The 24,872-nt window shown below is 66.6% G+C and carries 23 protein-coding genes; 16 read left to right on the top strand and 7 right to left on the bottom strand.

Translation table 11 applies throughout. The features are described 5' to 3' along the window. The 7 genes from tssH to tssB all read right to left on the bottom strand — a co-directional run bounded on the left by tssH (position 1) and on the right by tssB (position 9,187). Entirely contained in the window at positions 1-2,661 is a 2,661-nt protein-coding gene (gene tssH / locus O6P39_RS04035; protein WP_275610142.1) for a type VI secretion system ATPase TssH, read from the bottom strand. 140 nt (positions 2,662-2,801) lie between these two features. Continuing rightward, on the bottom strand, positions 2,802-3,293 hold the full coding sequence (locus O6P39_RS04030) for an Hcp family type VI secretion system effector (protein WP_275610141.1): 492 nt from the start codon (positions 3,291-3,293) through the stop codon (positions 2,802-2,804). A 15-nt stretch (positions 3,294-3,308) separates the two neighbouring features. After that, positions 3,309-5,048 carry an OmpA family protein gene (locus O6P39_RS04025; RefSeq protein WP_275610140.1) on the bottom strand — a complete coding sequence of 580 codons (1,740 nt, stop codon included), beginning with the start codon at positions 5,046-5,048 and terminating at the stop codon, positions 3,309-3,311. 9 nt (positions 5,049-5,057) lie between these two features. Continuing rightward, entirely contained in the window at positions 5,058-5,738 is a 681-nt protein-coding gene (gene tssL, locus O6P39_RS04020) for a type VI secretion system protein TssL, short form (protein WP_275610139.1), read from the bottom strand. Further along, positions 5,735-7,090 (bottom strand): type VI secretion system baseplate subunit TssK, encoded by a 1,356-nt coding sequence (tssK, locus tag O6P39_RS04015; protein WP_275610138.1) that lies wholly within the window; start codon positions 7,088-7,090, stop codon positions 5,735-5,737. Before tssK ends, tssL begins: the two co-directional genes overlap by 4 nt. A 24-nt stretch (positions 7,091-7,114) precedes the next feature. After that, positions 7,115-8,653: a type VI secretion system contractile sheath large subunit gene (tssC, locus tag O6P39_RS04010; protein ID WP_275610137.1), complete on the bottom strand. Its 1,539-nt coding sequence runs from the start codon at positions 8,651-8,653 to the stop codon at positions 7,115-7,117. A 30-nt stretch (positions 8,654-8,683) separates the two neighbouring features. Beyond that, a complete protein-coding gene (gene tssB / locus O6P39_RS04005; protein ID WP_275610136.1) occupies positions 8,684-9,187 on the bottom strand; it encodes a type VI secretion system contractile sheath small subunit in 504 nt (167 codons plus the stop codon). Positions 9,188-9,706: 519 nt separating this feature from the next. On the opposite strand from tssB, the gene O6P39_RS04000 reads away from it, so the two are divergent. From O6P39_RS04000 to abaF, 16 genes are all read left to right on the top strand, one after another. Further along, positions 9,707-9,952 (top strand): exodeoxyribonuclease VII small subunit, encoded by a 246-nt coding sequence (locus tag O6P39_RS04000; protein WP_024764669.1) that lies wholly within the window; start codon positions 9,707-9,709, stop codon positions 9,950-9,952. Continuing rightward, positions 9,949-10,836 carry a (2E,6E)-farnesyl diphosphate synthase gene (gene ispA, locus O6P39_RS03995; protein ID WP_275610135.1) on the top strand — a complete coding sequence of 296 codons (888 nt, stop codon included), beginning with the start codon at positions 9,949-9,951 and terminating at the stop codon, positions 10,834-10,836. Before O6P39_RS04000 ends, ispA begins: the two co-directional genes overlap by 4 nt. 136 nt (positions 10,837-10,972) lie before the next feature. Further along, positions 10,973-11,641, top strand: coding sequence for a GntR family transcriptional regulator (locus O6P39_RS03990; RefSeq protein ID WP_275611880.1), 669 nt, complete (start codon positions 10,973-10,975; stop codon positions 11,639-11,641). A 112-nt stretch (positions 11,642-11,753) separates the two neighbouring features. Then, positions 11,754-12,698 (top strand): 4-hydroxyproline epimerase, encoded by a 945-nt coding sequence (locus O6P39_RS03985; protein ID WP_275610134.1) that lies wholly within the window; start codon positions 11,754-11,756, stop codon positions 12,696-12,698. Beyond that, positions 12,695-13,807, top strand: a complete 1,113-nt coding sequence (locus O6P39_RS03980) for an FAD-dependent oxidoreductase (RefSeq protein ID WP_275610133.1) — start codon at positions 12,695-12,697, stop codon at positions 13,805-13,807. The genes O6P39_RS03985 and O6P39_RS03980 overlap by 4 nt, the downstream gene beginning before the upstream one ends. Next, entirely contained in the window at positions 13,800-14,036 is a 237-nt protein-coding gene (locus O6P39_RS03975; RefSeq protein ID WP_275610132.1) for a 2Fe-2S iron-sulfur cluster-binding protein, read from the top strand. The genes O6P39_RS03980 and O6P39_RS03975 overlap by 8 nt, the downstream gene beginning before the upstream one ends. Next, entirely contained in the window at positions 14,033-15,280 is a 1,248-nt protein-coding gene (locus tag O6P39_RS03970) for an FAD/NAD(P)-binding oxidoreductase (protein ID WP_275610131.1), read from the top strand. The genes O6P39_RS03975 and O6P39_RS03970 overlap by 4 nt, the downstream gene beginning before the upstream one ends. Positions 15,281-15,482: 202 nt before the next feature. After that, complete coding sequence (locus O6P39_RS03965; protein WP_275610130.1) at positions 15,483-16,235, top strand: AraC family transcriptional regulator; 753 nt, start codon at positions 15,483-15,485, stop codon at positions 16,233-16,235. Positions 16,236-16,475: 240 nt separating this feature from the next. Continuing rightward, positions 16,476-17,288 carry a transporter substrate-binding domain-containing protein gene (locus tag O6P39_RS03960; protein WP_275610129.1) on the top strand — a complete coding sequence of 271 codons (813 nt, stop codon included), beginning with the start codon at positions 16,476-16,478 and terminating at the stop codon, positions 17,286-17,288. Positions 17,289-17,310: 22 nt separating this feature from the next. Next, on the top strand, positions 17,311-19,077 hold the full coding sequence (locus O6P39_RS03955; RefSeq protein WP_275610128.1) for an aconitase family protein: 1,767 nt from the start codon (positions 17,311-17,313) through the stop codon (positions 19,075-19,077). Next, positions 19,077-19,742 carry an amino acid ABC transporter permease gene (locus tag O6P39_RS03950; protein WP_275610127.1) on the top strand — a complete coding sequence of 222 codons (666 nt, stop codon included), beginning with the start codon at positions 19,077-19,079 and terminating at the stop codon, positions 19,740-19,742. Before O6P39_RS03955 ends, O6P39_RS03950 begins: the two co-directional genes overlap by 1 nt. Positions 19,743-19,754: 12 nt before the next feature. After that, on the top strand, positions 19,755-20,405 hold the full coding sequence (locus O6P39_RS03945) for an amino acid ABC transporter permease (protein WP_275610126.1): 651 nt from the start codon (positions 19,755-19,757) through the stop codon (positions 20,403-20,405). Then, the gene (locus tag O6P39_RS03940; protein ID WP_275610125.1) at positions 20,398-21,120 is read left to right on the top strand and encodes an amino acid ABC transporter ATP-binding protein; all 723 of its coding nucleotides are present in this window, start codon (positions 20,398-20,400) and stop codon (positions 21,118-21,120) included. Before O6P39_RS03945 ends, O6P39_RS03940 begins: the two co-directional genes overlap by 8 nt. Before the next feature lie 159 nt (positions 21,121-21,279). Then, on the top strand, positions 21,280-22,311 hold the full coding sequence (locus O6P39_RS03935) for a proline racemase family protein (protein ID WP_275610124.1): 1,032 nt from the start codon (positions 21,280-21,282) through the stop codon (positions 22,309-22,311). A 116-nt stretch (positions 22,312-22,427) separates the two neighbouring features. Beyond that, positions 22,428-23,345, top strand: coding sequence for a dihydrodipicolinate synthase family protein (locus O6P39_RS03930; protein ID WP_275610123.1), 918 nt, complete (start codon positions 22,428-22,430; stop codon positions 23,343-23,345). Between the two features lie 140 nt (positions 23,346-23,485). Then, positions 23,486-24,859, top strand: coding sequence for a fosfomycin efflux MFS transporter AbaF (abaF, locus tag O6P39_RS03925; protein ID WP_275610122.1), 1,374 nt, complete (start codon positions 23,486-23,488; stop codon positions 24,857-24,859). The last annotated feature ends 13 nt before the right edge of the window (positions 24,860-24,872 follow it).

Genomic DNA, 24,872 nt, shown 5'->3' with positions numbered 1-24,872 from the left:
TCAGGCCTCCTCAAGGACGGGCTGTGCCTCGTCCTGCGGATCGGTGAAATGCAGGGTGATGCCGTCTTCGTCGCTGTAGCCCAGGATCACGCCATGGGTCTTGCGGCGGGCGGCCTGACGTTGCAGCAATTGCTGGCTGAGTACAGGGAGGATCTGCTGGTTGAGCAGGCTGTCGATGTTGCGGGCGCCGGTGTCGGGCAGCAGGCAGGCAGATACCACCGCATCGCTCAGCGCTTCGTCGATGTGGCACGCCAGGCCGTAGTGGCGTTGCAGGCGACGGACGACCTGGGCGAGCTTGATGGCGACGATGCGCTTGAGCGAATCGCCCAGCAGCGGCCGGTAGATCAGGGTCTGGAAGCGTGCCAGGAGTGCGGGCTGGAAGTGGTCGCGCAAGGTGGGGCGCAACAGCTCCTGCAAGTCTCCGTCGGTGGCGTCGGGCCGCTCTTGCAGGCAGGCCTGCAGCAGGTCGCTGCCGAGGTTGGAGGTCATCAGGATGACGGTGTTGCGGAAGTCAATCTCGCGCCCCTCGCCGTCGCGCATGAAGCCGCGGTCGAAGACCTGGTAGAAGAGGTTGAGCACGTCGCGGTGGGCCTTTTCCACTTCGTCGAGCAGCACGACGCTGTAGGGCCGTTGGCGTACAGCCTCGGTGAGCACCCCGCCCTGCCCATAGCCGACGTAGCCCGGCGGAGAGCCCTTGAGCTGGCTGACGGTATGGGCCTCCTGGTATTCGGAGAGATTCAGGGTGATCAGCGACTTTTCGCCGCCGAACAGGCAGTCGGCCAGCGCCAGCGCGGTTTCGGTCTTGCCGACGCCGCTGGTGCCGACCAGCAGGAATACGCCCTGCGGGGCCTTTTCCTCGGTCAGCCCGGTGCGCGCGGCGCGCAGGCGCTGGGCCAGGGCAGCGAGTGCGTGGTCCTGGCCGATCACTCGCTCACCGAGGTGCTGCTCCAGCTCCAACAGGCTGGCCTGTTCGTCCTTGAGCAGGCTGCCCAGCGGTACGCCGGTCCAGTCGGCGATCACCTCCGCGACGCTGCGCGCGCCAACATCCAGCGAGAGCAAAGGCTCGCCATCCTGGGCAGCCTCCAACTGCCGCTGCAGGTCGGCGCAGCGGTCCGCCTGCACCGGCTCGGCTTGCCGAGCGGCCAGCAGTTGCAGGCTGAGGTCGAGTTCCTGGCGGTATTGCCGTTCCAGTTCGGCATGCCGCTGCTGCAATTCGGCTTGCTGTGTGGCGATCTCGCCCAGGCGTTCCGTGGCGGGATTGCCGCTGAAGCGAGCATCGGCTTCCAGCGCCTGCTGCTCCAGTTCGAGCGCCGCCTGCCGGGCCTTGAGGCGCACCAGTTCCTGGGGCTCACAATCGAGGCTCATGCGCACCCGGGCGCTGGCGGTGTCCAGCAGGTCCACGGCCTTGTCGGGCAGTTGCCGGCCGGTCAGGTAACGGCGTGACAGGCTGACGGCGGCCTGCACCGCCGCATCCTCGATGTGCACGCCATGGTGGCTGGCATAGCGCGCCTTGAGGCCACGCAGCATCAGGCAGGCATTGGCGTCGTCCGGCTCGTCGACCTTGACCTGCTGGAAGCGGCGCTCCAGCGCCGCGTCACGCTCGAAGTACTGCTTGTATTCGCTCCAGGTAGTCGCGGCGATGGTGCGCAGCTCGCCGCGTGCGAGGGCGGGTTTGAGCAGGTTCGCCGCGTCGGCGCCGCCTGCCTGGTTGCCGGCGCCGATCAGGGTGTGGGCCTCGTCGATGAACAGCAGGACCGGGGTTTCCGATTGCTGTACCGCATCGATGACGTTCTTCAGGCGCTGCTCGAACTCGCCCTTGACCCCGGCCCCGGCCTGCAGCAGGCCAAGATCGAGGGTGCGCACGCTCACCGGCTTGAGGCTGTCGGGCACGTCGCCGTTGGCAATACGCAGGGCCAGCCCTTCGACCAGAGCGGTCTTGCCGACCCCGGGCTCGCCGACCAGGATGGGGTTGTTCTTGCGCCGGCGGCTGAGGATATCGATGACCTGGCGGATTTCGTCGTCACGACCGAACACCGGGTCGATGCACCCTTCCCGCGCCTTGGCGGTGACATCCTGGGTGAACCGGTCAAGCACGGCGACCAGGGCATCGTTCCCGGCCACAGTGGTGGTCGGGGCGGAAAACCCTCCCGCTTCGCCTTCCGCCAGGGCCGCCTCCTGCTGGACTTGCGGACGCTCCTCGGAGTGCTGATCCAGCAGCGGCAGGAGGCGCTGCAACTGGACCTCGCCCAGGCTCAGCAGCGGCCAGGCCTCCTGGCATTCGAGCAGGCTGGGTGTATCCATCAGGGCCGCGAGCAGGTGCACGGAGCGCAGGCGGTCGGTGTCCTCTTCCAGCGAGGCACGAAGCCAGGCGTTCCTGATCAGTTGCTGCAGCTTCGCGCAGAGCTGGGGTTTGTCGCGCACGCTGCGCGGCAGGCGGTCCAGATGCTCGAGCAGCCCTTGCCAGAGGGCATCCAGGTCCCACTCATAGCGACGCGCGATCAGGGTCAGGTCGCCCTCGCCCTGCTCCAGCAGCTTGAGCAGCCAGTGTTCGATGGTGATCTGTGCGTGGGCGCGGCTCTGGCACAGCGATGCGGCTGCGCTGAGTGCCTGCGCGCAATACGGGTTGAGTCGACGGAGCAGGCTGGCGGAGTTCTGGACCATGGGGGTGCTTCCTTGTACGGGCGTGGCGCTGGAGTATCCGGAGGGCGACTCGATGTGCCTGGCTGAGCGCCCGCGAACGGACGCTCAACCCGGCGCACCGGAACCGGCAGAATGGGGCCGTCTACCGGTCTAACCTGGCATCACGCACTCTGGCGCTCGTTCCAGGAGTCGGCGTGGATGATGTTTCCGTCCTTGTAGGTCCAGGTGATCTTCTCGTAGCGCAGCTCGACCTGTTCCAGGTGGTTGTGCTTCTCCTTGGCCGGGTCCTTGATGTCGTGCATCTTCGGCGCGACCTTCACCACCTTCACGTTCTCCAGCTTGGTGATGAAGTACTCGACCTCCTGGCCGGCGTCGTCGATGCGATACCACTTGAACTCGGCGCTCTTCAGGGTCTGGCCAGTGGTGACGGCCTTGTACAGGTACGGGCTGGAGGCATCGATTTCCTTGGTGAACAGGAACGGGGTGTGCACCCGGGTTCCGGTCAGCTTGCCGGTGTTGTTGTCGGTGGGGATGTACAGGCTGTGATCCTGGGCGACGACCTCGATGCTGCCCTCGCGTTTCTGCACGTCCACCGAACCCTTGATGTCCGCGCCGCCGTCGTCCTGCAGCCAGAGGTATACGGGAATTGCCATGTGAAGCTCCTTCTCTCAGAGGTTGAAAGCCGCGGAATGCGACTGATGCTTTCGATCCGGCGCCGCCGCGGTGGGCACGCAGGCCCCCACTTCCGGAACCAGACGAATATCGACGCGCCGGTTCGCGGCGCGTCCGATCTCGGTGTCGTTGCTGGCGATCGGCTGCTGGGCGCCGAAACCCTGTACGGCGAAGCAGCTGTCGGGGATGTCGCCCATGCGCTGCATCCAGTCGCGCACGGCGCCCGCGCGGGCACGGGACAGTTCGAGGTTGTGCTCGGCGTTGCCGGTGGCATCGGTATGCCCGGCGATCACGATCAGCCAGCCCGGCTGGGCCTTGATGTCGACCAGGGCGTTGATCAGCACCTTGGTGGATTCAGGCTTGAGCTTTGCGCTGCCCACGGCGAACAGCGACAGGCTGTCCAGGCGGACAGGGGCGGGAATCTTCGCCACGACTGGAGCCTTCGGCGGCAACCGGTAGGCGGTGATGGCCGCCAACAGCAGATTGCGCAGGCGTTCGCCCTGGTACAGGCCAAGGCCCAGGTGTAACGGCTCACCATGGCGGTAGTAGGCGTCCAGGCGGGCGGCGTCCTCGCGCAGTACCGTCATGGCCGCCTCTCGCTGGGCGAACTCGGGCTGGTCGCGATGCTCGGGCTGGGGAATGTCGTGGTAGCGGCGAAGGTCATCGCTGACCTGGCGCGCCAGCAGTGTGTTCTGCCAGGCCGAACTGGCCATCGCCACCAGTCCCGCGGCCACGAACAGCCAGAGTGCGGCAAGGCCGGCACGACGCAGCGGCGTGGCTTGCGAGGTCACCGGCAGCAGAGCCAGCAAGGAGTCGGGCAGAGGCAGCGCAGCTCCCTTGCCTGGCTCCCGCCCCGGCGCCTCGACCAGCGCCGTCCGCTCCTGCAGCCAGTGTTGCCAGAGGTTGCCGGCGACACGACCGGGCAGCGCCGGCACGAGCGCGATTGCGCAAGCGGTGGCGACACAGGCGGGATCACTCGTGCCGCGGCTGACGAGGTGATCGAGTACGTTCTCGGCCAGCCATCGGGCGAGGCCGTCCAATTGGACGGCGCTGCGCAGGCGTGCCGCCGCGCCCTGGTGGTCCGGTGCCTGTCGTTGCCATTCGGCAAGGCCGGCAAGCGCGCCGGCTTCACGCACAACCGGCTGCTGCCCCCCCGCCTCCCAGCTGAACCAGGAGCCCGTACCTTGGCCGCTTTGCAGGTAGGTCGCCAGTAGCAACGGCAAGGCGCCACCTCGCCGCCGGGCCAGCGCCAGCTGGTGACGGAAGGCACGGACCTGTCCGGCCAGTGCCCCTGCATCGGCATGCTCCCCCGGGTTGATGACATGGAGGACGCAAAGCTGTCGGCTCCAATGCGGCCGATGGGCGAGGATGCCGTCGACCATGCGCGGCAACTGATCGAGGTCGTCCACGGGCAGATAGCAGCCCCGCTGGGTGGTGCGTGGGGTGATCGCGTCGCCCCTGCTCATCTCGAACAGGCTCCGCAGGCCGTCACCGCAGACCAGCACCACGGGTTGCCGATAGCCAGCCGGCGGCAACGAGGCACCATCGGCCAGCGCCAGATCCTGACGGTGTCTGGCGGCTTGCCGCCCCGCCCAGAGCCACACCAGCAGGAGCAGGACGGCAATGACCAGCGCACCCAGCCCCCGTTGCCAGGCGGCCAACGGAATGACGAACAACAACCCCACGGCCAGCAAGGCTGCCCAGGTCCAGAGGGCTCGCGTCAGCTTCAACCTCATGCGCGCTCCTCACACCAATCCGGGCAGCAACCGGGCAATCGCCTTGCCCAGCAGGTGGTTCAGTCCCCACCAGGCGCCGGCCAGCAGCAAGCCGGCCAGCATGATCTGCAGCAACGGGGCAGCAAGCCAGCGCTGCAGGAAGAGACCGCCCGTACGGCCGGCGCGCGAGATCAATGCGGAGTGCGTTGCCAGGGGCGCGACCTGCGCGTTCAGCGTCGCCAGGAGTTGCTCGCGCTCGGGGTGATTCGGTTCCGGGTAGCGCCCCTTGAATCCCAGCATCAGGACGCGCTGGAAAGCCGTCAGCACCTGTTGGTCCGGTGCCGGCTCGCGAAGGACCTCACGCATGTCCTCGTAGAGGAACACCCCCGCCTCGTGTCGATTGAAGAAGCTCGCCTGCAAGGGTTCTCCGGCCCATTCAGAGTGGGCGTCCCCCTCGACGGCGCCCAGCACCGTTTCGTCCAGCAGGGCACACTGGGCATAGCTGATGTAATCGATACTGCGCTGGCTCACGCCCGCATCCGCGAGTTGCTGGCGTACCTGTTCGACCTGGCTCGAACAGCGCTTCCATAGATCCCGGCCGCTCACTGCCGAGGCCCCCTCGCGAAGCTCCACGACCAGGAGGTAGCTGTCCTGCAGCAGTGCGTCGACATCCACCGACGACAGCTTCGGCTTTTCGGCTTTCAGACTCATGTGCGCAACACCGCGAACAGTTCCAGTTGGGCGTCGAGCAGCGTCGCGGGAACGTAGAAGGCACATACGCCCCCCTCCAGCATGGCCCTTCCTTTGGGGTGTCCCAGATCCAGCGCGAAGTACTGGTTCTCCAGGCGCAGCGGTATCGCGGCCGGGACGTGATTGAGCGGACGCAGGGGAACGCCATCGAGCGCGGCGTTGACCAGATGATCGACGTCATCCGGAGTGCCCACCTTGCACAGTCGCGGGAACTGGCTCTGCAGTTGCGCCACCGACAGTCGCGAGCGGACGGACAGGTAGAAATCGACGCCATCGGGATCGCGCAGGCGCGGGTCATCGAGCGAGACCTTCCAGCGATTGGCGCCGCTGGCTTCCAGCACCAGCGCGACGACCCGCGATGGCAGACTGGCCTCCAGCAGGGTCGAGATGGTGCTCATCAGCGGCGGGAAAACCGCCTCCAACTGTTCATGGCGATAGGCTGGAATCCGCTCGATGTCGTGCTCCAGGGAGAAGGTCAGCAGGCTGCCGGCCAGCTTCGCCAGCTCCAGGTAGACCTGCTCGGGATGACGGCCGGGATGGAGCTTGAGGTCCGCCAGGACGGGCTGGTAGGTGTTGAGGGCATTGAGCAGCCAGAACAGCGAGACATCGGCCACCGCGAAATCGGCCATGCGCTGGTTGCTTTCGCGGCGCATGCCCATCAGCCGTTGGCGCTTGGCCGAAAGCTGGGTCAGCAGATTATCGAGTTGCGTCAGCAGCCCCGGATGCGCGGCGAAGCTCAGCAGAGGCGGTACGTAAGACGCATCCAGTGTCCAGGCGCCCTGGCCGTCACGGGTCAACCTCTGGATCGGGCAGGTCAAGTAGTCGCCATTGTCGTCGCTGGCCAGGCGCAGGCTGAGCTGGTGCTCCAGCACGCCGATCGACTGCGACTCATCGCCGTAGAGGTCCTGAACCTGACGCCACTCCTGGCGATAGCGGGTCGGACGATCCGCCCGGCCGCCCTCGAGCACGCAGTTGTTGCCATTGGCCTGCTCCAGCGGCAAGGCCAGCAGCAGCTCCGCACTCTGGGTGCCGTCCGGCAGTAGTCGGGAGAGCTCCAGCGCCGGGGGCAGCTGATCGACCCGGTCGGTGTCGATCAGGGTGCCATCCGGCATCCGAACGTTCAGACGAGAAGCTTTCAGTTTCCCCAGGCGCAAAGCGTCCATGTCGAATGCCACCGCCAGCACTCCCCAGGGGTGCACCAGAGATAGATGGGCGAGGCATTCGTTGGTCCAGGCTTCCCAGCGCGCCTGCTGCTGGAACTGCTGCGGGGACAATAATGTCCCCGCAGCCCATAGGGGGCGGTCGATGTACATGACGTGTTTTCCCTATGGGATGGATCAGGCCTTGGCCTTGGGCATCTGGGAAACCAGCGACAGGTTGACGTCCATGCCTTCCACCTGGAAGTGCGGCACGGCATACAGCTTGACGCGGAAGAAGCCTGGGTTGTCCTCGATGTCCTCGACTATCACTTTGGCGTCGCGCAGCGGGTGAGAAGCCTGCAGGTCATCACTGGGGTCGGTCATCTCGGTGACCAGCCCGCCGATCCACTTATTGAGTTCCAGCTCCAGGACGCGGCGATCCTTGGTGGTGCCGATGTTTTCGCGCTGGATCAGCTTCAGGTAATGAGCGATGCGCGAGAGCAGGAAGATGTACGGCAGACGTGCGTTGATCCGGCTGTTGGCGGTGGCATCGGCGGTGTCGTACAGCGCCGGCTTCTGGGTCGAGTTGGCCGAGAAGAAGCAGGCGTAGTCGCGATTCTTGTAATACGACAGCGGGATGAAGCCCAGGTTGGCGAATTCGAATTCGCGGGTTTCCGGGATCATTACTTCCGAGGGAATTTTCACCTGGTTGCCGGTGCCGAGGTCGTACAGGTGGATGGGTAGGTCCGTTACCGCGCCACCGGATTGCGGACCGCGAATCTGCACGCACCAGCCATTGTTGATGAAGCTCTTCACCATGTTGGCGGCGAAGGCGAACGAGGCGTTGGTCCACAGGTAGCGGTCGTGGTCCGGGCCCTTGACGCTCTCGACGTAGTTGAAGCTGCGCACCGGAAGGGTGTCCGGACCATAGGGCAGGCGCCCCAGGACACGCGGCATGGTCAGGCCGATGTAGCGGGCGTCGTCGCTGTCGCGGAACGACTTCCACTTGATGTACTCGGCGCGGTCGAAGTAGTTGCCGATGTCCTTGATGGCGGCGACTTCCTCCATCGACTCCTTGCCGAAGAACGCCGGACCGACAGAGCCGATGAACGGCATGTGGGCCGCGGCCGCGACCTTGGAGATGTTGCGCAGCAGCGCGATGTCCTGCGGGCTGCGGTCGAACTCGTAGTTGGAGATGGCCGCCGCGATGGGCTCGCCGCCGGGGGTGTCGTACTCCTGGGTGTAGGTATGCACGTAGAGTCCGCTCTGGGCGATCTCCGGCACATCCTCGAAATCCTGCACCAGGTGTTCCTTGCTGATATCGAGTAGTTCGATGCGCACGTTCTGGCGGAAGTCGGTCTGGTCGATCAGCGACTTGACGCCGCGCCAGGTGGACTCGACGCGCTGGAAGTCCGGGTGATGCATGACTGCGTCGAGCTGCCGGCTGATCTGCGCGTCCAGCGAGGCGATGTGTTCGTCCAGCAGTGTCTTGTCGAGGCGCTCGACCTTCTGCGACGACTTCTTGAGCAGATCGAGGAACACGCTGACGGCGGCGGTGACGCGCTCATCGGCGGAGGCCTCGGACAGGGCCTCGGTATTCTGGTAGGCCTCGAGCCCACCCAGTTCACTGATGGGGCTGAGGTTGATCTTGCTGAACAGCGCGGCGTAGACGCCCTGGTTTTCTTCGCTCAGTACGGCGGCGCCGCGCGTGGAGGCGGAGGTATGTTCTACGGACATGAGGGACCTTCCTTCGAGTATCCGGATGCGTTATCGGGCGTCGTGCGGTGCGAGTGCGGCCAGTTCGGCGCGCAGTTCGTCACTGAGGGCGTCGTCCTTGAGGATGCGTTCCAGCTCGTGGCGGAAGGTGGCGTTGTCCAGGAGGTTGGACTTGAGGTCGCGCAGCAGGTTGCGCATGGCAAGCAGGGCGCGCAGTTGCGGAATCTGGCGGGCGACCTGCTCGGGCTCGAAGTCCTTCATGCTCTGGAAGGAGAGCTCGACGGCGGATTCCGAGGCGTCATTGGCCAAGGTATTTTCCACCGCCAGTTTCAGACTGGGGGAGAACTCGGCAAGCACGTTGTCGAAGTTGTTCTTGTCGATGTTGATCTTGCTGCGTTCGGACAACGGGCGGTGCTCTCGTCCGTTGCTGTAGTCACCCATCACCATCAGCTTGAGCGGCAGCTCGACCTTCTTCTGGGCGCCGCCGGTATGCAGGTCGAGCTTGATGTTGACGCGTGCCTTGGGTACTTCGTTTTGGAAGCTGTTCGAAGCCATATTCTCTCCGGACTCCCCCGCAGCAACCATGCGCTACGGAGGTACATGTGGCTGGAATCCACAGCTCAACACCCCTGCTCGCACCGTCGGTTCAGGGCCCATGAATTCCATTTCTCGGTAGTGGTCGAGCAATGCCCTGCGACGCGCCGCAGGGCATTGGCTCTTTCTCTACGATGGAGTAACTCGCCAACGGCAAACCAGAGAGGCACAGCCGTTCAGGACATTTCCCACTGCATTAAGGAAGTCGCCTACCCTGGCTCCAGACATTGACCACGGACGCATCTGTAAGAACTCGAACGCTCAATGAGGCGATATTGCGACCGAGGGACTTTCCTGCTTCTCGGTAGGGGTACAGATTCGGCGCAATCTTCTGAAGGACATGGGCGCCGCCCTTCAGAAACGGCGGACGTCGGGGTGCGAGGGACGGACGACGGGGTGCAAGTAGGCTTCCTGGTTTGCCCGCATGCCCCGTCTCTGCTAGTGTCGCGAGGTTTCCGAATACCCCGCCGAGATGTCCGCATGGCCCGCAAGAAAGCTTCCCTTGACTTCGAACAGTCCCTCGCCGAACTGCAAACGCTGGTGGAGCGTCTGGAAAGCGGCGAGTTGTCGCTGGAGGATTCGCTGGGTGCCTTCGAGCAGGGCATTCGCCTGACCCGTGATTGCCAGGCTGCGCTGACCCAGGCGGAGCAGAAGGTGCAGATCCTGCTGGAGCGCGACGGCGAGTTGAGCGAAGCGCCCTTCGATCCGGAAGGCGAAGACGCATGATTTCTGCCTACCAGGCGCGCTGCCAGGCGCGTGTCGATGCTGCGCTGGAAACCCTGTTCGTCGCCCCCCGTGAAGAGCTCACCCGCATCTATGCCGCCATGCGCTACAGCGTGGTCAACGGCGGCAAGCGCGTGCGCCCGCTGCTGGCCTACGCGGCCTGCGAAGCGCTGGGTGGGGAGCTTGAGCGCGCCGATGGCGCAGCCTGTGCGGTGGAGCTGATCCACGCCTACTCACTGGTGCACGACGACCTGCCGGCGATGGACGACGACGACCTGCGTCGTGGACAGCCGACCACCCATATCGCCTTCGACGAAGCCTGCGCGATTCTCGCGGGTGACGGTCTGCAGACTCTGGCCTTTGAGGTGATCGGTAACGCCGACCTCAATCCGCAGGACGCCCAGACCCGCCTGGACATGCTGTTGATCCTGACGCGCGCCGCCGGCTCCGCCGGGATGGTCGGCGGACAGGCGATCGACCTGGAATCCGTGGGCCGCAAGATCGACCAGGCGGCTCTGGAAACCATGCACCGGCACAAGACCGGCGCGCTGATCGAGGCCAGCGTGCAACTCGGCGCCCTGGCCAGCGGCCGTGCCGGCGCTGCCGATCTGGAAGCGCTGCGCCGCTATGCCGAAGCCATCGGCCTGGCCTTCCAGGTGCAGGACGACATCCTCGACGTGGAAAGCGACACCACCACCCTCGGCAAGACCCAGGGCAAGGACCAGGCCCACGACAAGCCCACCTACCCCGCCCTGCTCGGCCTCGACGCCGCCAAGGCCTATGCCCTGACCCTGCGCGACCAGGCGCTGGCCGCGCTGGAAGGCTTCGGCGACTCCGCCGAGCCGCTGCGCGCGCTGGCCCGCTATATCGTCGACCGCCGCAACTGATCCCTGTTACCGGGCACGCGCTTTGCGTGTCCATTGGCGTGAAGCGCCCGATCAGCGGGCCCTCCCTGTGCCCTGGTCGTTTCGTATACAATATTCGACACTATCCACCTGATCGGAGCGCCTCGTGACGCTACCCCTGCGCAACGCGCCCAACCTGGGCATCGTTCCTTCCGCCTCGGAGATTATCGCCAAGCATTTGCGGGAGGCGATCATTTCCGGTCAGTTGCCGGAAAACGAGCCGATCCGCCAGGACGATATCGCCCAGGTGTTCAACGTCAGCAAGATTCCCGTGCGCGAGGCGCTCAAGCGCCTGGAGGCCGAAGGCCTGGTGGAATTCCAGCGCAACAAGGGCGCGCTGGTGACGAAGATTTCCGAGCCGGAACTGGCGCAGATGTTCGAGGTGCGGGTGATCCTCGAAGCCCAGGCGATCCGCCTGGCGGTGCCGAACATGACCGCGGAGACCTTCGAGCGCGCCGAGCGCATCTGTGCCGAGTTCGTCGGCGAGGATGACGTGGGTCGCTGGGCCGAGCTGAACTGGGAGCTGCATGCATGCCTTTACGAGCCAGCGCAGCGGCCGTACCTCGTCGGCCTGATCCGCTCGATCCACGACAAGCTCGAACGCTACCTGCGGATGCAGATGAGTCTGTCCGCGGGCAAGGAGCGCGCTGACCACGAGCACCACGACATTCTCGACGCCTGCCGCGCCGGCGACGGCGAACTGGCGGCGCGACTGCTGGAAGAGCACATCAATGGCGTCTGCCGCACGCTCTACGAGCACCTGCCAAACCGACCGACGCCGAGCTGATCGAAAGACACCGCTGTGCCGATTTCATCATCGGCCCGGCGGAAAACCCTCAAGCCCTCCGAACCTCCCCGCGCCACCCTAGGGTCTACAACAAGACACCTCAGGGGGCAGCATGAAACGCATCCAGGTTCTCGATTCCCATACCGGCGGCGAACCCACCCGCCTGGTGCTCGACGGCTTTCCCGATCTGGGCAACGGCAGCATGGCCGAGCGCCGCGCGCGGCTGGCCAAGGAGCACGACGCCTGGCGTGCCGCCACGGTGCTGGAGCCGCGCGGCAGCGACGTGCTGGTCGGTGCACTGCTCTGCGAGCCGGTGGACCCGAGCGCCTGTGCCGGGGTGATCTTCTTCAACAACACCGGCTACCTGGGCATGTGCGGCCACGGCACCATCGGCCTGGTGGTTTCGCTGGCGCACCTGGGGCGCATCGGTCCCGGTACGCACAAGATCGAGACGCCGGTGGGTACGGTCGAAGCGACCCTGCACGACGACCGCTCGGTGAGTGTGCGCAACGTGCCCGCCTACCGCTACCGCAAGCAGGTGCCGGTGGAAGTGCCCGGTCATGGCCTGGTGCGCGGCGATATCGCCTGGGGCGGCAACTGGTTCTTCCTGATTTCCGAGCACGGCCTGCGCGTGGCCGGGGACAATCTCGAAGCGCTCACCGCCTACACCGTCGCCGTGCAGAAGGCGCTGGAGGACCAGGGCATCCGTGGCGAAGACGGTGGGTTGATCGACCATATCGAGCTGTTCGCCGACGACCCCGACGCCGACAGCCGCAACTACGTGCTCTGCCCCGGCAAGGCCTATGACCGCTCCCCTTGTGGCACCGGCACCAGCGCCAAGCTGGCGTGCCTGGCCGCCGACGGCAAGCTCGCAGCCGGCGAAGCCTGGCGCCAGGCCAGCGTGATCGGCAGCCAGTTCGAGGGCCGCTTCGAATGGGCCGGCGAGCCGGCCGAGGGGCGTATCATCCCGACCATCCGTGGCCGCGCCAACATCAGCGCCGAAGCCACCCTGCTGCTGGAAGAGGACGATCCCTTCGCCTGGGGCATCCGCCCGTGAGCGATGCCGACATCATCGTCATCGGCGCCGGCATAGTCGGCGCCGCCTGCGCCCACGCCCTCGCCCAGCGTGGGCTGGACGTGCTGGTGCTGGACGCGCGCCTGCCCGGCGCCACCGCCGTCGGCATGGGCCATCTGCTGGTGCTCGACGACAACGCCGCCGAACTCGCACTGAGCGACTACTCGCTGCAACGCTGGCGCGAGTGGGGCCGCGACATGCCCGCCGAGTGTGCCTATCGCAGCAACGGCACGCTGTGGCTGGCGGCCAATGACGAAGAGATGGCCGAAGCCGAGCGCAAGTTCGCCGTGCTGCGCGAGCACGGCGTGGCTGCCAGGCTGCTGAACGGCGCGGAGCTGCAGCGGGAAGAACCCGAGCTGCGCACCGATCTGCACGGCGGGCTGGAGATCACCGGCGACGGCATTCTCTACGCACCGCGCGCCACCGCCTGGCTGCTGGAATCGGCGCGCAAGCCGATCCGCCAGCGCCAGGCCAAGGTGGTGGAGATCGACGAACCCCGCGTGCGCCTGGACAACGGCCAGTGGCTGAGCGCCAGGGCCGTGGTGCTGGCCAACGGCATCCAGGCCGGCGAGCTGTGCCCGGGGCTGCCCATCGAGCCGAAGAAGGGGCATCTGCTGATCACCGACCGCTACCCAGGCAAGGTGCGCCGCACGCTGGTGGAGCTGGGCTACGTCACCAGCGCGCACAACGCCAGCGGGCCGTCGGTGGCCTGCAATATCCAGCCGCGCCCGACCGGGCAACTGTTCATCGGCGCCTCCCGGCAGTTCGGCACCACCGACCCGCAGGTGGAAGGCTGGATGCTGGCGAAGATGCTGCGCCGCGCCGTGGATTACATGCCGGGCCTGGCCAACCTCAACGTAATTCGCAGCTGGGCCGGCTTCCGCGCCGCCAGCCCGGACGGCCTGCCGCTGGTGGGCGAACACCCGCAACGCCCCGGCCTGTGGCTGGCGGTCGGCCACGAAGGCCTCGGCGTGACCACCGCCCCCGGCACCGCCGACCTGCTCGCCGCGCAACTGTGCGACGAGCCACTGCCGCTGGCCGCCGAACCCTATTCCCCGCGCCGCTTCCTCGGAGTCACCGCCCATGCCTGACCTGATCCTCGACGGCCGCCCGCTGCGGGTCGCCGCCGGCACCACGGTGGCCGCCGCGCTCGCCCTGGGTGGCGACGGCACCACCCGCACCTCGGTCAGCGGCCAACGCCGCGCGCCGCTGTGCGGCATGGGCGTCTGCCAGGAATGCCGGGTGAGCATCGACGGCCAGCGCCGCCTGGCCTGCCAGACCCTGTGCCGCGACGGCATGCAGGTGGAGACCCGCCCATGAGCGCAGTGGCCGATATCGTCATCGTCGGCGCCGGCCCGGCCGGGCTGTCCGCCGCTCTCGCTGCCGCACCGAGCGGCGCCAACATCGTCATCCTCGACGACAATCCGTTGCCCGGCGGCCAGATCTGGCGCGACGGTCCGGATGCGCATCTGCCGCGCGCGGCCATCGAATTGCGCGAGAAGGTTGTCGCCTGCGCCAATATCCGCATTCACAACGGCACCCGCGTGGTGGCGTTGGCCGGCGAACAGGGTCTGCTGCTGGAAGATGCCGAGCGCGGCTGGCGGCTGGATTACCGCAAGCTGATCCTCTGCACCGGCGCCCGCGAACTGCTGCTGCCCTTCCCCGGCTGGACGCTGCCGGGTGTTACCGGCGCCGGCGGTTTGCAGGCGCTGATCAAGGGCGGCATGCCGGTCGACGGGCAACGCGTGGTGATCGCCGGCAGCGGACCGTTGCTGCTGGCCAGTGCCGGCACCGCCCGCAGCAACGGCGCCCGCGTCCTGCGCATCGCCGAGCAGGCTTCGTGGCCTGCGCTGGCGCGCTTCGCGATGAAGCTGCCGCGCTGGCCGAACAAGCTGCTGCAGTCCTTCGGTCTCTACGACCGGACCTACCGCGCGGACAGCCATGTGGTCGCCGCGCTGGGCTGCGACCGTCTCGAAGCCGTGCGCCTGAACCAGGGCGGCAAGGTGGTGGAAATCGAATGCGACCGCCTGGCCTGTGGGTTCGGCCTGGTCCCCAACACCCAGCTCGGCCAGGCGCTGGGCTGCACCATCGAGAACGGCGCGATCCGCATCGATGCCTGGCAGGCGAGCACCCGCGCCGGTATCTACGCGGCGGGCGAATGCACCGGTTTCGGCGGCTCCGAACTGGCGCTGGTGGAAGGCAGCATTGCCGGCCATGCAGCCGTGGGCGAACACGAACACGCCCGCTCACTGTGGCCGCAGCGCCAGCGCTGGCAGGGCTTCGCCGATGCACTGCGGCGCGACTTCGCCCTCGCCCCGCGCCTGAGCCAACTGGCCGAGCCGGACACCCTGGTCTGCCGCTGCGAGGACGTGCCCTACTCGGCCCTCGCCGGCAAACCGGACTGGACCGCCGCCAAGCTCGCCAGCCGCTGCGGCATGGGCGCCTGCCAGGGCCGCGTGTGTGGCGCGGCGGCGCAGCAACTGTTCGGCTGGCAACCGCCGGCGCCGCGCCCGCCGTTCAGCCCGGCGCGGGTGGAAACCTTGTTGCAGTTGGCCGAAGACTGAAGGCACAAGCGGCGAGTGGCGGATAACGCTTGAGGCGTTATGCGCCCTACGTCCGCCTCACACATCGCACCCCGTAAGGCGGATAAAGCGGCACGCTTTATTCGCCGTCTCTACCTCCCGCCCTACGCACGCACACGCAGCTTCCCCCTGGCGTATTCGTCCCGTATCTTCAGCCGTGTTCCGACAGCCAAGCCGCTTCCCGATGCACGACCTGATTCCCCAGGGCGCCCGCGACCTGGACAGCCTGCTGCAGACCCTGCAGCAGATCACCCCGCTGCTAGACGCCATGCCCGGCGTGGTGTTCTTCATCAAGGACACCGCCGCGCGCTACGTGATGGTCAACCGGACCCTGGCACGGCGTTGCGGCGTGAAGGATGCCGGCGAGCTGCTCGGGCGCACCGCCGAGGACGTCTTCCCCTCGCGCTTCGGGCCGATCTACACCGAGCAGGACCGCCGCGTGCTGGAAACCGGCGGGCAGCTCAGCGACCAGCTGGAACTGCACCTCTACCCTGCACGCCAGCCCGGCTGGTGCCTGACCCACAAGCTGGCGCTGCGCGATGCAAAAGGTAACGTCATCGGCATGGCCGGCATCTCCAGCGACCTGCAGGCGGCGCAATCGACCCATCCGGCATACCAGCGCCTGGCCACGGTGGACGCCTATATCCGCGAGCACTTCGACAAGCCGATCAACCTCAGTGAACTCACCGAGCTGGCCGGTCTGTCCGTCGCCCAGTTGGAGCGTCACTGCAAGCGCATCTTCCAGCTCACGCCACGGCAGATGATCCACAAGGCGCGCCTCGGCGCCGCCACCCGCCTGCTCACCGAAGACCTGCCGATCACCGAGATCGCCCTGCGCTGCGGCTACACCGACCACAGCGCCTTCAGCCGCCAGTTCCGCGCCCTCACCGGGCTGTCGCCGACCCAGTACCGCGAGTCGCAGGCCACGCTGCGCTGACTCGCAGTGCTTCCATTCGGGGCAGCGAAACACTCGCCTGCTTCATTCGGTAACAGCCTTCGGAAGCATCCCTTCAGCCACTTCCCTCGCTTACCAAGGGTCCGCCCCCTCAACGGCGGGGCCTGCGTCCCACGACACCCGCTCGGACGATTTCTGGCACATGCCTTGCTCTAGAAAATATCGTATACGAAATCCCTAATACAAAAATCACTGCACAACACTGACCAGAGCGAGGCCCCCATGAAATTCAGTCGAATCGCTGTAGCCCTCACCGCTGTTGCCAGTACCTTCCTTATCAGTCAGGCCCAGGCCGACAAGCTCGACGACATCATCGAATCCGGCAAGCTGCGCTGCGCGGTGACCCTGGACTTCCCGCCCATGGGCTCGCGCGATGCGCAGAACAACCCGGTGGGCTTCGACGTCGACTATTGCAACGACCTGGCGAAAGTCCTCGGCGTCACCGCCGAAGTCGTCGAAACGCCCTTCCCCGACCGCATCCCGGCGCTGGTCTCCGGCCGCGCCGACGTCATCGTCGCTTCCACCTCCGACACCCTGGAGCGCGCCAAGACCGTGGGCATGACCGTGCCCTACTTCGCCTTCCAGATGGTAGTGCTGACCCGCGAAGACACCGGCATCAACAGCTACGCCGACATCAAGGGCCGTCCGGTGGGCAACACCAGCGGCACCTATGAAGCCATCGCCCTGGAGAAGGACGTGAAGAAGTGGGGCAACGGCAGCTTCCGCGCCTACCAGACCCAGAACGACACCATCCTCGCCGTCGCCCAGGGCCACATCGACGCCACCGTGGTCACCAACACCGTCGCCGCTTCCACCCTGAAGTCCGGCAAGTACAAGGGCCTGAAAGTGGCGGGCAATGCGCCCTACGTCATCGACTATGTGTCGCTGGCCGCCCAGCGCAACGAGTTCGGCCTGATCAACTACCTCAACCTGTTCGTCAACCAGCAGGTGCGCACCGGCCGCTACGCCGAGCTGTACGACAAGTGGGTCGGTGGTACCCCGGTCGAACTCACCGTTCCCCACGTGTACTACTGACGGCAGACCGATGATGTCTTCGATGCATGCATCAGACGTTATGGACGAGGCCCTCAGCGGCCGCGTCCTGATGGGCGGCAGCGCCGAGGGGGCGCTGTTGTACGCGGGGACGGGGCTGAGCCTGTGGGGTGGCGTCGATCCCTATACGAGCGAAGTCATCGACCGCCACCACCCGCTCAGCGGCAGCCTGCTGTCCGGCCGGGTGCTGGCGATCCCCTGCGGACGCGGCTCCTGCACCGGCAGCAGCGTGATGCTGGAAATGCTGCTCAATGGCCACGCGCCAGCGGCCTTGCTGTTGGCCGAGCCGGACGAAATCCTCACCCTCGGCGTGCTGGTGGCGCAGGTGCTGTTCGGCCGCGCGATCCCGGTGCTGTGCCTGGGGCGTGACGGCTTCGAGCGGCTCGCCGGCGGTGTCTGGGCGCGCATCGAAGATGACCGGGTAACGCTCCATCCACAGCGCCCCGCCGATGACTGGCGGGGCGTGATGGCCAGCGATGCCGGACCACTGCCCGAGGGCCTGGCGCTGGACGCCGATGATCGCGCCCTGCTCGAAGGCGCGCACGGCAAGGCGGCCCAGGCAGCCATGCAGATCCTCCTGCGCATGGCCGCATTGCAAGGCGCCAAGGACCTGCTGGACGTGACCCAGGCGCACATCGACGGTTGCATCTACACCGGCCCCGCGAGCCTGCGCTTCGCCCGCCAACTGGTGGAATGGGGCGCCAAGGTCCGCGTGCCGACCACCCTCAATTCGATTTCCGTGGACCACCGCCGCTGGCGCGAGCTGGGGGTAGACAAGGACTTCGGCGAGCCCGCCAGCGCGGTGGGCGACGCCTACATGGCGATGGGCGCGCAGCTCAGCTACACCTGCGCGCCCTACCTGCTGGACAGCGCGCCGGGCCTCGGCGACCAGGTGGTCTGGGCCGAGTCCAACGCCGTGGTGTACGCCAACAGCGTGCTCGGCGCGCGCACCCTGAAGTACCCGGATTACCTCGACATCTGCATCGCCCTCACCGGCCGCGCGCCGAACGTCGGCAGTCACCGCGACGAGGGCCGACTGGCCACGCTGCGGGTGGATGTCGAACTGCCGGCGGCCCATGACGAGTCGCTCTACCCGCTGCTCGGCTACCACATCGGTTCGCTGTGCGGCAGCCGCATCCCGGTGGTCGAAGGCCTGCAAGCGCTGGCCCCGGACAGCGACGCGCTGAAAGCCTTCGGTGCGGCCTTCGCCACCACCTCGGCGGCGCCGATGTTCCACGTTGCCGGAGTAACCCCGGAAGCGCCGGACGTCGCCACCGCCCTCGGCGGCCAGGCGCCGCGCCAGCAGTTGCGCGTCACCCCGGCGGACCTGGTCGCCACCTGGCGCGAGCTGGACCGCGCCAGCGAGCCGACCGTGCAGCTGGTGTCCCTGGGCAACCCGCACTTCTCCGCCAGCGAATGCGCCAGCCTCGCCCAACTGCTGGCCGGGCGCCGCAAGCATCCGGACGTCGCGCTGGTCATCACCCTCGGCCGCGCCGTGCAGGAACAGGCGCGGGCAGCGGGACACGTGCAGGTGCTGCAGGACTTCGGCGCACTGCTGGTCAACGACACCTGCTGGTGCATGCTCGGCGAGCCGATCATCCCGCCGCACTGCACCACGCTGATCACCAACTCGGCGAAATACGCCCACTACGGTCCGGGCCTGGCCGGCCGTCAGGTGCATTTCGGCAGCCTGGCTGCGTGCGTCGAGGCGGCCTGCAGCGCACGTGCCGACGGTGGCGTGCCGGCCTGGCTGAGCGGGGAGGCACACTGATGTTCAACTACAGCTTCCACTGGCGCTCCGCCTTCAAGGCGCTGCCTGACATGCTCGGCGGCGCCCTGGTGACCCTGGAGACCGCCGCCCTGTCGATGCTCCTGGGCGTGCTCATCGCCCTGCTGCTGACCGTCATGCGGCAGATGAAGAATCCGTGGCTGAAGGGCTTCGCCGATACCTGGGTATCGATCGCGCGCAACACCCCGTCGCTGTTCCAGATCTACATCCTGTACTTCGGCCTGGGTTCCTTCGGCCTGCACGTCAGCTCCTGGGTGGCGCTGCTGGCGGGGATCACCTTCAACAACGCGGGCTACCTCGCGGAGAACTTCCGCGGCGGCCTGAAAGCCGTGCCGGACACCCAGATGCGCGCCGCGCGCTCGCTGGGCATGAGCGCCTTCCAGGCGTACCGGCTGATCGTCATTCCGCAGCTGCTGCGCATCGTCTTCTACCCGCTGACGAACCAGATGGTCTGGGCGGTGCTGATGACCTCTCTGGGCGTGGTGGTGGGGCTCAACAACGACCTCACCGGCGTCACCCAGGACTTCAACGTGCGCACCTTCCGCACCTTCGAGTACTTCGCCCTGGCCGCGGTGCTCTATTACATCATCGCCAAGGTCATCGTGGCGGCCGCCCGCCTGCTGGGCTGGCGTCTGTTCCGCTACTAAGGGAGGCACGGCATGTTCGAAACGAGCTTCACCGCCAATGACCTGCAGTTCCTCCTCCAGGGAGCCTGGGTCACCGTCAAGCTGACCATCGCCGCCATGCTCATCGGCACCCTGGCCGGCGTGCTGCTGGGCTGGCTGCGCGCCACCCTGCCACGCGCCAGCCTGCCGCTGGGCTGGTTCCTCGACCTGTTCCGCAGCGTGCCGCTGCTGATCCAGTTCGTGCTGTTCAACTCGCTGAAAAGCATCGCCGGGTTGAACTGGAGCGCCTTCTCCGTCGGCTGCCTGGTGCTGGGCATCTACGCGGCGGCGTACTGCACCGAGATCGTCCGCAGCGGCATCCTCGCCGTGCAGCCCAACCTGCGCCGCGCCAGCCGCTCGCTGGGCCTCTCCTACTGGCAGGACCTGCGCTACATCGTCCTGCCGCTGGCCACCCGCGTGGCCTTCCCCGGCTGGCTGAACCTGGTGCTGGGGGTGATGAAGGACACCGCGCTGGTCATGTGGATCGGCATCGTCGAGTTGCTGCGCGCTTCGCAGACCATCGTCACGCGCATTCAGGAGCCCCTGCTGGTGCTATGCATCGCCGGGATCATCTATTACCTCATGAGCTGGGTGGTGGCGCGCCTCGGCACCCGTCTGGAAAGAAGGTGGCAGGAAAATGATTGAAATCGACAACGTGCACAAAGCCTACGGCGATCTCGAAGTGGTCAAGGGCGTGAGCCTGACCGTGAAGAAAGGCGAAGTGGTCTCGATCATCGGCGGCTCGGGCTCGGGCAAGTCCACCCTGCTGATGTGCATCAACGGCCTGGAGCCGATCCAGCGCGGCAAGATCCGCGTCGACGGCACCGAGGTCCATGCCAGGACCACCGACCTGAACAGGCTGCGGCAGAAGATCGGCATCGTCTTCCAGCAATGGAACGCCTTCCCGCACCTCACCGTGCTGGAGAACGTCATGCTGGCCCCGCGCAAGGTACTCGGCCAGAGCAAGGAAGAAGCCGAGGCGATGGCGGTGAAGCAGCTCAAGCACGTGGGCCTGGGCGACAAGCTCAAGGTCTTCCCCAACAAGCTCTCCGGCGGTCAGCAGCAGCGCATGGCGATCGCCCGCGCGTTGGCCATGTCGCCGGACTACATGCTGTTCGACGAAGCCACCTCGGCGCTCGACCCGCAGCTGGTGGGCGAGGTGCTCGACACCATGCGCCTGCTCGCCGAGGAAGGCATGACCATGGTGCTGGTGACCCACGAAATCCGCTTCGCCCGCGACGTGTCCGACCGCGTGGCGTTCTTCCGCAATGGCCTGGTGCATGAAATCGGCGCACCGGAGCAGGTGATCGGCAATCCGCAGCGGGCGGAGACGGCGGAGTTCCTTCGGTCGGTGAACTAGAAACAAGAGCCCCTCTCCCTAACCCTCTCCCGCAAGCGGGAGAGGGGACTGTTCGGAGCAGGGTGAAACCACAGCGTCAGCCGGCACGACCTGCTCCCTCTCCCTCCGGGAGAGGGCTGGGGTGAGGGAAGGCAGGCGGCACAAAGTCAGGAGATAGACATGCGTTCGAGCAAGATCATCCACGTGGTCAGCTGCCACGCCGAAGGCGAGGTCGGCGACGTCATCGTCGGCGGCGTCGCCCCGCCGCCGGGCGACACCCTGTGGGCGCAGTCGCGCTGGATCGCCAGCGACAACACGCTGCGCAACTTCGTCCTCAACGAGCCGCGCGGCGGCGTGTTCCGCCACGTGAACCTGCTGGTCCCGGCAAAGGACCCGCGCGCGCAGATGGGCTGGATCATCATGGAGCCGGCGGACACCCCGCCGATGTCCGGCTCCAATTCGCTGTGCGTGAGCACCGTGCTGCTCGATAGCGGCATCCTGCCGATGCAGGAACCGCAGACCCGCCTGACCCTGGAAGCTCCCGGCGGGCTGATCGAGGCCGTGGCCGACTGTAAGGATGGCAAGGTGCAGCGCGTAGAAGTGCGCAACCTGCCCTCCTTCGCCGACAAGCTCGACGCCTGGATCGAGGTGGAAGGCCTCGGCTCGCTGCAGGTGGACACCGCCTATGGCGGCGACAGCTTCGTCATCGCCGACGCCCACGCGCTGGGCTTCAGCCTGCACGCCTCGGAGGCCGCCGACCTGGTCGCCACCGGGCTGAAGATCACCCACGCCGCCAACCAGCAGCTGGGCTTCGTCCATCCGGAAAACCGCGACTGGGCACACATCTCCTTCTGCCAGCTGGCCGCCCCGGTGGAGCGCATCGACGGCGTACTGCACGGCCGCAACGCCGTGGTGATCCGCCCCGGCAAGATCGACCGCTCGCCCTGCGGCACCGGCTGCTCGGCACGCATGGCCGTGCTGCATGCCAAGGGCCAGTTGAAGGACGGCGACCGCTTCGTCGGTCACTCGATCATCGGCTCGCAGTTCCACTGCCGCATCGACGGCCTCACCAACGTCGGCGGCAAGGCGGCCATCCACCCGCGCATCGCCGGGCGTGCCTGGATCACCGGCACCCACCAGCACCTGCTCGACCCGGACGATCCGTGGCCCGAAGGCTACCGGCTCTCCGACACCTGGCCCAACGGTTACTGACCCACCCCTTTCGCCGCGTAGCGGCACCCAACGGACCCGCGCAACGGGTCGAATGACGAAATGCAGCGGATATCTCCAACTCATTTCGTATACGAAATACGCCAATTGGAGGCAACATGAGCAAGAAGGTTAATTGGAGCGGTGTTTTCCCTGCGGTCACCACTCAGTTCAACGACGATTTCTCGGTCAACCTGGACGCCACCCACAAGGTGATCTCCAACCTGGTGCGCGACGGCGTGTCCGGGCTGGTGGTGTGCGGCAGCGTGGGCGAGAACACCTCGCTGACCATCGAGGAAAAGATGGCCGTGACCGAAGTTGCCAAGGACGCCTCCGGCGGTCGCGTGCCGGTGATCTGCGGCATCGCCGAGTTCACCAGCCACGGCGCCTCCCAGGTGGCCAAGGCGGTGCAGAAGGTCGGCGTCGACGGCCTCATGGTCATGCCTGCGCTGGTCTACTCCTCCAAGCCGCACGAGACCGCCGCGCACTTCCGCAGCGTGGCCACCAGCACCGACCTGCCGGTGATGGTCTACAACAACCCGCCGATCTACAAGAACGACGTCACCCCGGACATCCTCATCTCCCTGGCCGACTGCGAGAACATCGTCTGCTTCAAGGACAGCTCCGGCGACACCCGCCGCTTCATCGACGTGCGCAATGAAGTGGGCGATCGCTTCATCCTCTTCGCCGGCCTCGACGACGTGGTGCTGGAAAGCATCGCGGTGGGCGCCGAAGGCTGGATCTCCGGCATGTCCAACGTCTTCCCGCAGGAAGGCGAGACCATCTTCCGCCTGTGCAAGGCCGGTCGCTTCGAAGAGGCCATGCCGATCTACGAATGGCTGATGCCGATCCTCCACCTCGATGCCCGTCCGGACCTGGTGCAGTGCATCAAGCTCTGCGAAGAGATCGCCGGCCGCGGCACCGCCCTCACCCGCCCGCCACGCCTGGCGCTGCAAGGGGCCGACCGCGAGCACGTCGAGCGGATCATGGCCAAGGCCCTGACCACCCGGCCGAAGCTGCCTGACGTAGGGCTCTGAGCCCGACTGCGCCCCCTCACAGCCGGTGCCGGCAGACCGCGTAATCTCCGCCGGCACCGCCTCGCCTCTCCCCGGGAGAGGCGAGGGTGAGGGACACCCCAACCGCCCCTTCCACCGTGGACCAACGGAGCCCCACCGCCATGACCTCCACGACGACCGCCGCATCCCGTGATCTGCCCCGCGAAACCACCCACGCACCCGCCGGCCTGAAACGCGTGGTCGCCGCCGCCATGGCTGGCACCGTGGCCGAGTGGTACGAATTCTTCCTCTACGGCACCGCCTCGGCGCTGGTCTTCGGCCAGCTGTTCTTCCGCCAGACCGACAGCCCCATCGACGGCATCATCGCCGCCTTCGCCCTCTACGCCGTGGGCTTTCTCGCCCGCCCACTGGGCGGCCTGGTGTTCGGCCACTACGGCGACAAGCTGGGCCGCAAGCACCTGCTGCAGATCAGCCTGATCGTGGTCGGCATCACCACCTTCCTCATGGGGTGCCTGCCCACCTTCGAGACCATCGGCTACGCCGCGCCAGTCCTGTTGGTGCTGCTGCGGCTGATCCAGGGCTTCGCCTTCGGCGGCGAATGGGGCGGCGCGATCCTGCTCGTCTCCGAACACAGCCCGGACGATCGCCGGGGCTTCTGGGCCAGCTGGCCGCAGGCCGGGGTGCCGGCCGGCAACCTGGTGGCGACCGTCGCCCTGTTGCTGCTTTCCAGTGGCCTGTCGGAACAGCAGTTCCTCGACTGGGGCTGGCGCGTGGCCTTCTGGTTCTCCGCCGTGGTAGTGCTGATCGGCTACTGGATTCGCAGCCGCGTCGACGACGCGCCGATCTTCAAGGAAGCCCAGGCACACCAGCAGCACGTCCAGCAGGCCCAGTTGGGCGTGGTGGAAGTCGTCACCCGCCACTGGCGCGCGGTGCTGGTCGGCATCGGTGCGCGCTTCGCCGAGAACATCCTCTACTACACAGTGGTCACCTTCTCCATCACCTACCTCAAGCTCGTGGTGCACAAGGACACCTCGCAGATCCTCCTGCTGATGTTCGGCGCGCATCTGCTGCACTTCTTCATGATCCCGCTGATGGGCTACCTGTCCGACATCGTCGGGCGCAAACCGGTGTACCTGACCGGCGCGGTGCTTACGGCACTGTGGGGCTTCGTCGGCTTCCCGATGATGGACACCGGCAACGACTGGCTGATCATGGCCGCCATCGCCCTGGGCCTGGCCATCGAGTCGATGACCTACGCGCCCTATTCGGCGCTGATGGCCGAGCTGTTCCCCACCCACGTGCGCTACACCGCGCTGTCGCTGTGCTACCAGGTGGCGCCGATATTCGCCGGCTCCCTGGCGCCGCTGATCGCCGTCAGCCTGCTCAAGGAATACAACAGTTCCACCCCGATCGCCTGGTACCTGGTCGGCGCCTCGCTCATCTCCCTGGTCGCCGTCGGCCTGACCCGGGAAACCCGTGGCAAGTCACTGCGCGAAGTGGACGCCGAAGCCGCCGCCCGCCACGCCCAATCCTGATCCGGAGCCCCCG

This window comes from Pseudomonas sp. PSE14 (assembly GCF_029203285.1).
GTDB lineage: Bacteria > Pseudomonadota > Gammaproteobacteria > Pseudomonadales > Pseudomonadaceae > Pseudomonas.
Note: the sequence above shows the minus strand (reverse complement) of the source record. Positions and strands in the feature narration are given on the sequence as shown.

Excerpts from the sequence above, each read along its gene's own strand:
- tssH (WP_275610142.1), bottom strand. The coding sequence starts at position 2,661 with ATGGTCCAGAACTCCGCCAGCCTGCTCCGTCGACTCAACCCGTATTGC.
- O6P39_RS04030 (WP_275610141.1), bottom strand. The coding sequence starts at position 3,293 with ATGGCAATTCCCGTATACCTCTGGCTGCAGGACGACGGCGGCGCGGAC.
- O6P39_RS04025 (WP_275610140.1), bottom strand. The coding sequence starts at position 5,048 with ATGAGGTTGAAGCTGACGCGAGCCCTCTGGACCTGGGCAGCCTTGCTG.
- tssL (WP_275610139.1), bottom strand. The coding sequence starts at position 5,738 with ATGAGTCTGAAAGCCGAAAAGCCGAAGCTGTCGTCGGTGGATGTCGAC.
- tssK (WP_275610138.1), bottom strand. The coding sequence starts at position 7,090 with ATGTACATCGACCGCCCCCTATGGGCTGCGGGGACATTATTGTCCCCG.
- tssC (WP_275610137.1), bottom strand. The coding sequence starts at position 8,653 with ATGTCCGTAGAACATACCTCCGCCTCCACGCGCGGCGCCGCCGTACTG.
- tssB (WP_275610136.1), bottom strand. The coding sequence starts at position 9,187 with ATGGCTTCGAACAGCTTCCAAAACGAAGTACCCAAGGCACGCGTCAAC.
- O6P39_RS04000 (WP_024764669.1), top strand. The coding sequence starts at position 9,707 with ATGGCCCGCAAGAAAGCTTCCCTTGACTTCGAACAGTCCCTCGCCGAA.
- ispA (WP_275610135.1), top strand. The coding sequence starts at position 9,949 with ATGATTTCTGCCTACCAGGCGCGCTGCCAGGCGCGTGTCGATGCTGCG.
- O6P39_RS03985 (WP_275610134.1), top strand. The coding sequence starts at position 11,754 with ATGAAACGCATCCAGGTTCTCGATTCCCATACCGGCGGCGAACCCACC.
- O6P39_RS03975 (WP_275610132.1), top strand. The coding sequence starts at position 13,800 with ATGCCTGACCTGATCCTCGACGGCCGCCCGCTGCGGGTCGCCGCCGGC.
- O6P39_RS03970 (WP_275610131.1), top strand. The coding sequence starts at position 14,033 with ATGAGCGCAGTGGCCGATATCGTCATCGTCGGCGCCGGCCCGGCCGGG.
- O6P39_RS03965 (WP_275610130.1), top strand. The coding sequence starts at position 15,483 with ATGCACGACCTGATTCCCCAGGGCGCCCGCGACCTGGACAGCCTGCTG.
- O6P39_RS03960 (WP_275610129.1), top strand. The coding sequence starts at position 16,476 with ATGAAATTCAGTCGAATCGCTGTAGCCCTCACCGCTGTTGCCAGTACC.
- O6P39_RS03955 (WP_275610128.1), top strand. The coding sequence starts at position 17,311 with ATGCATGCATCAGACGTTATGGACGAGGCCCTCAGCGGCCGCGTCCTG.
- O6P39_RS03950 (WP_275610127.1), top strand. The coding sequence starts at position 19,077 with ATGTTCAACTACAGCTTCCACTGGCGCTCCGCCTTCAAGGCGCTGCCT.
- O6P39_RS03945 (WP_275610126.1), top strand. The coding sequence starts at position 19,755 with ATGTTCGAAACGAGCTTCACCGCCAATGACCTGCAGTTCCTCCTCCAG.
- O6P39_RS03940 (WP_275610125.1), top strand. The coding sequence starts at position 20,398 with ATGATTGAAATCGACAACGTGCACAAAGCCTACGGCGATCTCGAAGTG.
- O6P39_RS03935 (WP_275610124.1), top strand. The coding sequence starts at position 21,280 with ATGCGTTCGAGCAAGATCATCCACGTGGTCAGCTGCCACGCCGAAGGC.
- O6P39_RS03930 (WP_275610123.1), top strand. The coding sequence starts at position 22,428 with ATGAGCAAGAAGGTTAATTGGAGCGGTGTTTTCCCTGCGGTCACCACT.
- abaF (WP_275610122.1), top strand. The coding sequence starts at position 23,486 with ATGACCTCCACGACGACCGCCGCATCCCGTGATCTGCCCCGCGAAACC.